Origin of the sequence: Mucilaginibacter sp. AK015 (assembly GCF_014200785.1) — a bacterium.
GTDB lineage: Bacteria > Bacteroidota > Bacteroidia > Sphingobacteriales > Sphingobacteriaceae > Mucilaginibacter.
Genome location: NZ_JACHCV010000001.1, coordinates 921,431 through 933,133 on the forward strand (window position 1 = coordinate 921,431; position 11,703 = coordinate 933,133).

General features: G+C 43.0%; 6 protein-coding genes. All 6 read right to left on the minus strand.

All coding sequences use genetic code 11. The features are described from left to right. Positions 1 to 32: 32 nt before the first annotated feature. On the minus strand, positions 33 to 1,247 hold the full coding sequence (locus tag HDC91_RS04030) for a DUF4998 domain-containing protein (RefSeq protein ID WP_183548661.1): 1,215 nt from the start codon (positions 1,245 to 1,247) through the stop codon (positions 33 to 35). A gap of 14 nt (positions 1,248 to 1,261) precedes the next feature. Next, positions 1,262 to 2,485: a DUF4959 domain-containing protein gene (locus tag HDC91_RS04035; RefSeq protein WP_183548663.1), complete on the minus strand. Its 1,224-nt coding sequence runs from the start codon at positions 2,483 to 2,485 to the stop codon at positions 1,262 to 1,264. 33 nt (positions 2,486 to 2,518) lie between these two features. Then, on the minus strand, positions 2,519 to 4,435 hold the full coding sequence (locus HDC91_RS04040) for a RagB/SusD family nutrient uptake outer membrane protein (protein WP_183548665.1): 1,917 nt from the start codon (positions 4,433 to 4,435) through the stop codon (positions 2,519 to 2,521). Between the two features lie 18 nt (positions 4,436 to 4,453). Further along, complete coding sequence (locus HDC91_RS04045; RefSeq protein WP_255476653.1) at positions 4,454 to 7,741, minus strand: TonB-dependent receptor; 3,288 nt, start codon at positions 7,739 to 7,741, stop codon at positions 4,454 to 4,456. 629 nt (positions 7,742 to 8,370) lie between these two features. Further along, complete coding sequence (locus HDC91_RS04050) at positions 8,371 to 10,260, minus strand: alpha-amylase family glycosyl hydrolase (protein ID WP_183548667.1); 1,890 nt, start codon at positions 10,258 to 10,260, stop codon at positions 8,371 to 8,373. A 53-nt stretch (positions 10,261 to 10,313) separates the two neighbouring features. Next, entirely contained in the window at positions 10,314 to 11,684 is a 1,371-nt protein-coding gene (locus HDC91_RS04055) for an MFS transporter (RefSeq protein ID WP_183548669.1), read from the minus strand. Positions 11,685 to 11,703 lie beyond the last annotated feature (19 nt).

Sequence of the window (11,703 nt, forward strand, 5' to 3'; positions counted from 1 at the left end):
ACGGCGGGCTTTTGTATAATAAAAATATTCAATTACTTAACTGGTGCAAACAGTGTTATTTCGAGCGCGTGAAAGTAATTTGTATTACCCCAGGTTTGGAGTATTTTAAACCTTATATACCTCACCGGCGCACCTCCCGGCGGAAAAGTAAACGATTCGCCCTGTGCCGCAAAACTCGCATCTTCAGTCGAATTTTGCCCGGTTGGCAACCCCGACGGCTTTACAGAAGTGAAACTGGCAAGCTTTGTCCATCCGGTGTAGTCGCCGTTACTGTTCGGATTGTTTGTGCCCCATATTTCAAAAACTTTTGGGTTGCCGTAGTTGTACAAACCCGAAGTTCTTTGCCAAAGTTTTAACCTTGCCAGTTCAGTGGGGTTACCAAGATCGATGGTAAACCAAATCGGGAAATCTTGCCCCGGGGTATGAAAGCCGGGCTCGTTGGTACTTTTATCCCATAGATATGGCAGTTCCCAGCCATAGGCCGAGCTTACATCTGATGGCAGATGGACAGCTGTCATTTTACTTTTGTTAACTTCAACAATTTCATAAATGATGGGGAAACTATCCGCATCGGGCACAAAAAAATCATCGATGGCGTTTTTTACAGGAACGTAAGTAGACTGATATGTTATGGGCGTACCGAATTTAAGGTCGCTGATCATTACGGAATTGTCTTTTGCGGCAACCGTTTTCTGCCGGGCGGCGCCCGTATTATCGGTATATTTTATAACAGTGCTAACATTATTGCTATCGGCTTTAATAAAGTTGATTGATACCGACCCATCATTGTTGTAAACGTAGGGTTTAGCAGGATCAGGCGGCCTGTTTGAAAGGTTTGCGGCAAAGGCATTACCATACACCCTCACATTATCAATAGATTGACCTATTGACGAATTTCCATCCTTATCCTTAGCTATCAGCTTAAAGCTGTATACATATTCCTTTAAGTTGGGGATGACCACACTGATACTGTCAGCAGGGTTTTGGGTAGTTGCCGGCACCATTGTTGAATCCATACCGTTATTCCATTTTACCACGTAATTGGATATGGTAGGATCAGGGCTTGGGTGCCACACCAGTTTTACGCGCAAATTACCGGGATAATAATGCAGGTTTGACGCCAGCCCGGGATACACATTCTCTTTATTTTTAAGAAAATCGGATTTATAATCCTGATCGTACCTTTTACAGCCCACCAAAGCGAGGCCCATGAATAGAACTATGATAATATTATTTGGTTGTTTCATTTTGATACTTGTTACTACAATGGGTTACCGTATAAGGATATTTCGAGTGCATTTACATAATCAAGCCCGCCCCAGGTTTCGGTACACATAAACCTGATGTATTTGGTAGCCGGTGCCGATATTGGTATCTTAAAATTAACCCCTTCAGACACGAACTTTTGGTCGGCAGCGTTTGCCTGATTAGGCGGTAAACCTGAGGGCGGGTTAGGGAATACGAAATTACCCATATTTACCCAATCGCCTACCACTGTGCCTGGTGCCGAATTTTTGGGCAGTTCCGCATCGGCCGGATTATCTTTATCCGTGCCCCATAAGGTCATTTTCTTGATATTTTGATAAGCGTACACGCCGCCATTTATCCTTTCCCAAAGCACAAAGCGGCTAAGCTTAGCATTTACACCCAATTTAAATGTACACTGCATACGCGGAGCCGATAACGTGTGCCACCCGGGTTCGCCGGTATTGCCGTCAAAAAAATACTGCAGTTCCCAGCCATAACCAATAGGGCTGTCACTTGGCTGGCGGTGTACCGAAAACTTGCTTTTGTCGAGCATGGTCTCGAAAAGCGGCGTAAGGGTTTTATATATAGTATCGGACATGTTTCCAAACCTGTCGGTTGTATACACTCCAAACTTTCTTTCTGTGGCATTATATCCACGCACCGAAAAGTTAACCGTATCGGTACTTATGTATTGCGGCTTCTCTTCTATGTATTTTTTTGCTGCTTCGTCATAAGCTATAACGTGTACAGCTATGGGCGCCTTATCGGGATTAAGTGTATAAAAATTAGCGCCGCCAAAATCAGCGGTGATATCAATGCTTGTATTTATGCGTTGATAATTTGGCGTTAGCGGGTTAACCTTTACCACTACAGGATCTGACTTAACGTTGGCACGACTAACTGCATACAGGGTAACCTCATACTCCTTGGCACGGGCAAAACCATCTGCTACAATTGTATCTACATAATAACTGGCCTTTGTTTCGCGGGTACGTGTATCATTTATTTTATAGCTTGCCAAAACGTACAACAGGTTCTTTGAATTCGGCAGCTTATAAGTAATACGGGCACTACCATTCAGGTTATCTACATGTACATCGGTAACAATGCCCGGTTTGGTTTTATCGTCGGATATCACACCAATGTTAGTCTCGCTTTTTTTACACGAGAGGCCAAGCATGATAAGCATCCCTGCTATTATGAAAGCTATGCCCCTTAGTTTATTTATATTCTTCATATAATTCAATTTTGTTTTACCGGATATGTTATCCTACCAGTAAGGGTTTTGTGTAAGATTATCGTTTATAATAATACTGTTGGTACTTATAGGCCATAAGTAATCGCGTATGCTAAAAACGGGTTGATAAACCGTTTGCGGTCGATAAAAATTAACCGGGTTTGATTCATAAATATTCCAGCCCTGTACAGGTTTGCTTAGAACATCCTGCAACTCTTTCCATCTCCGTAAATCCCATCCACTCTGGCCTTCAAAGCAAAGCTCAATCCTGCGTTCCTGATGAATTATTTGACGCAGTCCGTCCTTGCTATTAGGCTTTCCCGCGTTTTTTGCATACAACGACCAAGCTTCCTGCACTCCTTTCAACCCCGCCCTTGCGCGTACTTTATCAATATAAGTATAAACCTCGGCCGAAGGCCCTTCGGCCTCGTTTAAGGTTTCGGCATACAGCAGGTACAGCCCCGCCAGTCGTATCAGCGGTAATTTATAATCAGCCGTAGTGAATACATTGTCATAAACAGTAAGGTAGTTGGCCAGCTTTTTTGGCCAGTAGGCCGTAGCATTGGTAGCATATAAACTTTTAGGTCCCGCAAGTGCTTCGGGGCCGCGCGCCTGGATGTAATAAGCGTCGCTTTCGTTTATTTTTCCATTGCCAAACCACACGCCACCATCAAATCCTATATTAGCATAAAACCTCCTCTCGCGACGAAAATGCAACTTAACAGTAGTGTAACCCGATTTGATGTAAGATGCATCGGCATCGCCGGCTACCTGCAGGTTATACCTGTTACTATAATCCCAGGTTTTATCTTCATTAATTGGCACGCCGTTATCCGTATAATACAGGTCAGTTGTACCGATCGGAACGGAAAAGTTTGAAGGCGCAGACGACGCCAGGCCGGTGGCCGCGCTCGTAAATCTCGGCACCGTAAAGTTTTGATAAGGGAAACCATAGTTTAATGCCCATATCAGTTCGGGATTCTGTTCCCATCTATCCGTAATAAGGCCTTGTAATTTAAGCACCTCCTTCATTTTATCAGATACGTTACCCACGCTTGCCGCGGGTACTTTGTTATATAATTGCAGGTCTTGCGCTTCACATTCCATTATGGCTTCTTTACAGGCGTTCGCCGCTTTTTTCCACAAGGTCTCATCGTATGTTGTCGAGAACAGATTTTTCCCATCTTTATCTTTAAATCCAGCATAGTCGGGATTGCCGTTAAACAACGGGCTTGCCTGGGTAGCCATAATCTCGGCTTTAAAGGCCATAGCTATAAATTTTGTTACGCGCCCGTACTCAAGCGTCTGGTTTTCAATAGCCGCCGGTAAATCTGGTATCGCTTCATCCATTAAGGACAGTACATAACTGAATCCCTCATCTACCGATGATCTTTTACGTTTTATGGCGTCGGCTGACGCATCAATGGGATTATTATCCTTTATCAATACGATAGGCCCGTACATCCTTATCAGATAATAATGGTAAAATGCTTTCAGGAATTTTGTTTCGGCAATCCATCTCTTCTTTTCGCTTTCGCTAAGGTCAATGGGTTTATTGATATTTTCGAGCATTATATTGCACCGCCTGATGGCCTGATAAATAGCAGGTATGCCATGGCCGCCGTCACCATCCCAATAGTTAAGGCTTGGGCCCGAGGCTGTTTGTAAACCCTTGGGCAGGTTAAAGCCCGATTCTTCAAAAAAATGAAAATCTGTGGGGTTAGTGTAAACAATTTCTGTAGAGTAAACAAACCCCGGGCTTTTTACTACCTCGTTCAGGTGCTGCATAGTTGAGTAGCAGGTAAAAAGATAATCCTCTGTTTCGTTACGGTTCCTGAAAGTGTAATCAAGTGTAGCTACATTATCGGGCACTATGTCCAGATACTTTTTGCACGACTGACCCAGTAAACACACCATGGTCAGTACAATTATTTTAATATATGATCTCATATCGGTTACCTTTAATCGTTATAAATTGGCTAAAATACCCAGGTTAAATACTTTTTGTATCGGATACGCAAACCCATTCCCTCCAAGTTCCGGATCCCACATCTTGAAAGGGCTCCAGGTTAACAGGTTTAAGCCATTAAAATAGATGCGCAAACTTTTAAGCTTCATTGATTTTGATAATCGAGATGGCAGTGTGTAGCCAATCTCGGCCTGTTTAAGTCTCATAAAGCTACCATCCCTAAGCCACCATGTACTTGGCTGCAGGTTGTTGGTTACCGAGTTGCGCGTGGTACCCAACCTGGGGTAAAGCGCGTAAAGATTCTGGTTTTCTTCAGACCAGTGGTCGTTTGCAAAATCAGAAAGCACCTGGGTATTACCGTATATGTAAGCCTCGTCGCTTGGTATGAAAGGGCTCACCTTATTTGGGTTGATAAAGAATGATACCCTGGCTTGCCCCTGAAAGAAGGCGGATATATCAAACCCTTTATAAACAGTTGAGAAACCGAAACCATAAACAATTTCGGGCGTAGTTGGGTAACCGATAAACGCCTGGTCAAGGTAATCTATTTTACCGTCGTTGTTTAAATCCCGGTACTTAATATCACCGCCGCGTGGTAAATTGGCCGAACTGCTGCTGGCATCAAATATCTGTGTTGGTGAATTGCGCGCTTCCTGATCGTCAACAAATAGACGCTCGGCAATGTAACCATATCCGCGACTTATCGGCTGGCCGATAAAATGCCTCCATGATTCAGCGTAGTTAGGCTCAAGCAAATATTCATACTTATTTGTTGAGTAAGTAAAGTTGCCCCTGATTGATGCCGACAGGTCTTTGCTGAATATCTGCTTATAGTCAAGCGATAGATCCACCCCTTTCGAATTAACTTTACCCAGGTTAGAACTAATACCTGCCTCTAAACCTTCTGATGACGGAATACGTGTGCCATCAAGGCTTTGCAAAATATCATAGCGGTGGTTTTTGTAAAACTCTGCAATAAAATTAAAGTTCCTAAACAGCGTTGCTTCTATTGCAATATTGGTTTGCCGTGAAGTTTCCCAGGTAACGTTTGGATTTTCGTAATTCCGTATTACTACCCCCTTACGTTCGTATTGATTGTTTATACCAAACTGGGCATAGTTTCCACCATCGTTCAGCAACACGTCCGATTGGTAGAAAAACCTTTGTGAGCCTATAGCGTCGTTACCCACTAAACCGTAGCTGGCACGTATTTTAAGCCTGTCGATAAAGCTAACATTCCAAAACGATTCGTTTGATGCCACCCAGGAGGCACCGATAGTTGGGAAAAAACCATACCTGTGCTGAACGTTAAACCTTTCGGAACCGTTTAGCCCAAAATTTAATTCGGTAAAATACTTGCTCTTATACGAATATGTTAAACGGCCGGCCAACCCCAGGTTACGATAAGGAAGCGAATATTGTAACGTGGTAGTATTGGTACGTGGGTCAATGGCGCTTGAATATACCGTTTGTTGCGCGGTACCAATAAGTGTTGAACTGATGTTATGGTCGCCAAATGCCTTATTATATTCTAAAGCGGTTTGCAGATACATAAATGTGTTGGCGTTAGGCTCACTGCGGTTATACTGAAGATATTCAGTTGCTCCTGAACGGCCTGATGCTGCCGGTTGATTATTTATCCAGTTAAGTTTATACTCCTCGCTTGTTTTATCAATTGAATAATAGAAAGGGTTGTAAGCAAGTTGCGACTGAAAATACGAATAGCGGTTTGTGCTGAAGATGCTTTTAAACTTCAATCCGTCGGTAATGAACCTTAGGTCCTGATTGAGTTCAAATTGAGCAGACATCCTCGATTCTGACGAATTTTTATGTCCCCGTAATAAATTAGCATAAGGATTGTTATAAAGCACGCTGTTATCATTGTTTGATGTTGCAGTAGCTACGTTACCAAACAAAATATGCTGGGCGTTGGCATTAGCCGCATCGGGCTCAAAATAAGCCGGAAATAGTACAGGGCTGGTGTGTATCGCTACATTGTATAAATCAGAAGCGAAAGAACCATCGGTTGTAACGGGGCCATTATACTCGTTAAACAGCCCGGACAACCTGACAACCACTTCGGTAGTAGGCGTTACGTTAACATTAACATTGGCGCGTAACTGATAGTTCCTGAATTTAACATTGTTATTATTGTTGTTGCGGATATCTTCGTTTAAAACACCGTTGTCCAAATTATAAGCACCGGCTATATAATAGCGCGCGGCCTTACCACCGCCGCTTATATTAAGATTATTACGTTGTGTGCTGGCCCGTTTTTTAAACAGCAGGCCCAGCCAGTCTACCGCCGGGTACAAATACGGGTTATATCCCGGAGCTTTGTCAAGCGTAGCTTTAACCCCGTTAATATCAGTTTGGGTAAAAGGCAGCGGCAACCGCGGGTCTCGGGTTAACGATGCCTCGTTATACAAGGTCATGTATTGTATTGGATCAACCAAATTAAGTGTTTGGGTTGACTGCGAGGTGGAATATTCAGATCTAAAGCTGACATTTACAGGCCCCTCTTTCCCCTCTTTTGTGCTTACCAAAATAACACCGTTTGCGCCGCGCGCACCATATAAAGCTGTTGCGCTGGCATCTTTCAGGATGGAAAAACTTGCTATATCATCAACATTAAGTCGTGCAAGGTCATTGGCCGACAGTTCTACGTTATCAATCAATATAAGTGGGTCGCGTTTATAACCAAAGGTCGTTACCCCCCTTATGAAAAACTGCGCGTTGTCCTGTCCTGGTTGCCCGCTGGGCTGGTACGCAATAACGCCTGCAGCCTGGCCAGCTAATGCGCTGGTGAGGTTACTCGCCGGTATTTTAAGTTCGGCAGGCTTAACAGAAGTAACCGAGCCTACAATAGCCTCCTTTCGTTCTTTTTTACCAAATGCTGTAATAACTACCTCGTCGGTAATTAGTTTCTGCTCCTTAAGAACAATCGTAAGCGATCTGGTTTCGGACGTTACGGTTATCTGCTGCGAAACGAAGCCGACAAAAGAAATACGGAGCACTGTTCCAGGCGTTACATCTAAAACGAAACGGCCGTTCTCATCGGCGGATGTCGCAACATTTTTTATACCTTCTGCAACAATACTGGCACCAGGTAATTTAATACCAAGGGTATCAGTAACCTTACCCGTTACGGTAATTTTTGATTGAGACCAGGCATTACTAAATACCAACATCAGCAACAGCAGCATTGCCAGCCTCGTTACCGGCATAACGGCATAACGATTATTGCTTTTTGCAGGTATTTCACTGTATGTAAAGTTTAGCTTCATAAAATTAGGTTCATATATATTATCGTGTTAATTGGTTCGTATTGGTCGCCGCATAAGCATTTTGGGGATGCTGTATAAGCATACGTATGTCCCTGCAGTTATTTTTGTTAACTACTAAATCATTCACCCCGAATATCAGTTATGTTTCCCTGCTTTTTAAAATGATAGCCTATATTATCATTATCATTGCAGGTATGATAGATGTTCAGGCAATCATAACCTAAGTATATTGCCCGTAAGAATACAGTACTTATTGGCTTGTAATGCAGCGTAATTTTCGTTCATGCTTATTAGGGTTTAAACTTTACAATTGGTATTGTAAATGTATAGGGCAGTGCCAAAATTAAAAATGGATAAAACCTATAAAAAGATGGATAATATTATCAATAAGATAAATACCTATTAAATATATTCAGGAGATAATTAACATACATAGACAGTACATTACACTCATGCCAATAAAGTGTTAACCGCGGAATTGGAAATACATTTGTGTAACAGTATCCGTTAGCGAAGTGAACGGCCATTACAGAGTTACTTGAACGGTTGTTAAGTAAGGGTTAATACAGTAAAAAATAATGATAGTGTAACCCCGCTTATCAGTAGAGGTTACACTACCCTTCTCGATATTATTTTAGCGCCACTTTTGTGAATATATGATATTCACCGGGTGCCAGTGTTGCAATATAATTGTTTGACGATAAGGTAACGCTGCCGTTGCCCGAAGCATCTATCCATGAACCTGAACTTCCAAAATCAATGTTTGCGGTTTGGCCCACAACGTCAAAGTTTCCCACTACCACAACGGTGTTACCGGCATCAGTTAGCTTAATATATTTTACAGCATTGGCTAAGTTATAAGTGGAGTTTGTGGTACTGAATATGGCGTTATTCCTTTTTAGCTTAATAAACTTAGCGTAAGCGTCGTAAAGCGCTTTTCGCTGGGGGTCGGCATAGTATTCCCACTTAATAGGCTTATCACCCGTACGGCCGTTAAAATCGATGCTGGTATCATATCCCAGTTCACCAAACTGCCAAACCATTTTGGGCCCGGGCACGCTAAATAAAAACGCTGCGGCAAGTTCCTCGCGTTTAAGCGATGTAGCCAGATCATTTTTGATAACGTAGCTTCCCGACGCATTACCATAGGATATATTTTTGAAGTTCAACCGCTCTTCGTCGTGGCTTTCACCGTAGGTTACCAGGTTCTCTGAGCCCGAAAATCCATGCCTGCCATAAAATGCCCACGAAAAATCAGAATTGCCTAACCAGCCCATGGTAGCCTCGTTCAGGTTGTAATTTACATTATTCCAAAGCATCATGCCTTCGCTGGCCAACACCTGCTCTTCTGATTCTTCTGCAAAATGCTCCAAAATCACGTAAAAATTATTGGGATCGATGCTTTTAATATAATTGTTGTAATCCTTCCATATCGCTATCCTGCCGGCATCATATTTTCTAAAGCCTCCGTCATCTACTGATGCGGTTTGTGTGAAACCTTTCGACAGGTCGAACCTGTACCCATCTATGTGATACTGCTGCATCCAAAATTTCATCACGTTCTTCGCGAAATATTTTGTAGCCGCACTTTCGTGATTAAAATCATATCCAACATTAAACGGATGTTTGGGGTCAACGTTAAACCACGGGCTTTCCGCGGTGGGCTTAGCGCCGTCAAAATACAGCTGTACCATGGGCGACTGGCCAAACGAGTGGTTCAAAACCATATCCATTATTACTGCTATGCCTTTACCGTGGCACTCATCAATAAAATTTTGCAGCGCCACTTTAGTACCATAATATTTATCCGGTGCAAAATAAAACGACGGGTTATATCCCCAGCTTAGGTTGCCTTCAAATTCAGTTACCGGCATTAGCTCTATGGCATTTATGCCCAGGGCGCTAAGGTAATCAAGCTTTTGCAGCGTAGAAGCGTAAGTATGCTCGCTGGTAAAGTCGCGAATAAGTAATTCGTAAATCACCAGGTTATTCTTCTCCGGGCGCTTAAACGATGTGTTTTTCCAGGTATAGGTTGCCTGGTCGGCCTGCATTACGCTTACTATACCGGTTGTTTTACCAGTTGGGTAAGCTTTTAGGTTTGGGTACACAGTCGCTGTTATATAGGGATCGTTTGCCGGGTCCAGAACTTTTTCGCAGTAAGGGTCGGCAACTTTTAGTTTACCATCAACTAAAAACTGATAGGCATACTCTTTTTTCGGATCCAGATTATTTACCTGTACCCACCAGGTATTGCCGTCGCTGGTTTTTTCCATCGCGTCTGCCGTTGCAGACCAGTTATTGAATTCGCCGATCAACGATACCGACTTTTTACCGGGCGCATACAGGGTCACTATTGCCGAAGTACCGTTATTTATAAAGGCGACTCCATCCTTTGCCCCCGCCGGAAGATTGGTTGAAGGCGGATCTACAATAGGATCCGGTCCTTTTTCAATACCCGACTTTTTGCAGGCAGAACCTAAAGCAGTTATAAACAGCAATATGTAAATTACTTTTTTCATGTTTTTATAATCATAGCGCTGTTTCAACAGGCTTGTAAATAATCAATTATGTGTTAAAGCGATCTGTTTTCTTCGATCTCAAGTTTTGAAGTGAGCACCGTGTCGGTGTTTTTCGGCTCCTTTATCAGTATATAACATAATACTGCTGCCAGTATCATTAATACCCCGCCAAGTTGAACCGCAAGGATCCTGTCGTTATTTAAAATGTTTTTCATGAGCCACCCAAACCCTAACGAAGCAATTATCTCGGGTAAAACAATAAAAAAATTAAAAATGCCCATATAAACACCTATTTTATCTTTAGGTAACGATCCGCTTAACATGGCATACGGCATAGAAAGTATACTGGCCCAGGCAATGCCAACGCCCGTCATGCATAAAAAAAGCATGTTCTTATCATGAACCCATGCTACGCTAATGATACCCAAAGCGCCGCAAGCAAGGCATAAGGCATGTGTTGCCTTGCGGCCCAGCAAATCGGCTATTTTGGGCAAAATAAGGGCAAATAAAAATGTTACCACACTGTAATAAGCAAGAGTTAAACTGCCAAAATCGGCACCGGCAGCATACACCGGGTCGCTTGCATCCTTACCGCCGAAAACGTTAACTGCTACTGCTGTGGTGTAATAAAACCACAATAAAAACAAGCCCGGCCAGGTAAAAAACTGAATAAGCGATACTATTTTCATCCGGCGGGGCATATTAGTCAGCGCGCCAAAAATTTCTTTTATACCCCCGCCCAAGCCAGCTTTGTTTTTTGCTTTGTTTATATCCGCGTCTTGTGGCGGGTATTCCTTACTTGTAAAAATGGTCCATAAAACCGATGCTAAAAAGAAAAACGCTCCGATGTAAAAAGATAGCTTTACATTTTCAGGAATGTTCCCTTTTTCGGCTGTGTTTGTTAAATGGAAAACATTGTTCATTAACCATGGTAACGACGACGCTATGCTGCCCCCCAAACCAATCATCATGCTTTGCATAATAAAACCGCGATTAACCTGGCTATCGGGCAGCTTATCGGTAACAAAAGCACGGAAAGGTTCCATAGTTATATTGCCGAAAACATCAAGTACCCAAAGCAAACCGGCTGCCATCCACAAAGCGCTGCTATGCGGCATAAATATCAGGGCGATGCTGCTCACAAGCGCTCCTACAAAAAAGTAAGGCCTTCTGCGGCCCCATGTAGGGTGCCAGGTACGGTCGCTTAAGTAACCGATGACAGGCTGTACCAGCAGACCTGTTAACGGCGCTGCCAAAAAAAGCAGGGGAACCTGGTCCGGGTTGGCACCCAGATTTTCATAGATACGTGCCATATTAGCACGCTGCAAATCCCAGCCAAACTGGATGCCAAAGAAACCCACACTCATATTAATGATCTGCGTAATGGTTAATTTGGGGTTTTCAAATACACTCTTTAGGGTCATCTTCTCTGGTTTATTTCTT

Bases quoted from the DNA above. Each gene is read 5' to 3' on its own strand.
- HDC91_RS04050 (WP_183548667.1), bottom strand. From the start codon at position 10,260: ATGAAAAAAGTAATTTACATATTGCTGTTTATAACTGCTTTAGGTTCT.
- HDC91_RS04045 (WP_255476653.1), bottom strand. From the start codon at position 7,741: ATGAAGCTAAACTTTACATACAGTGAAATACCTGCAAAAAGCAATAAT.
- HDC91_RS04030 (WP_183548661.1), bottom strand. From the start codon at position 1,247: ATGAAACAACCAAATAATATTATCATAGTTCTATTCATGGGCCTCGCT.
- HDC91_RS04040 (WP_183548665.1), bottom strand. From the start codon at position 4,435: ATGAGATCATATATTAAAATAATTGTACTGACCATGGTGTGTTTACTG.
- HDC91_RS04035 (WP_183548663.1), bottom strand. From the start codon at position 2,485: ATGAAGAATATAAATAAACTAAGGGGCATAGCTTTCATAATAGCAGGG.
- HDC91_RS04055 (WP_183548669.1), bottom strand. From the start codon at position 11,684: ATGACCCTAAAGAGTGTATTTGAAAACCCCAAATTAACCATTACGCAG.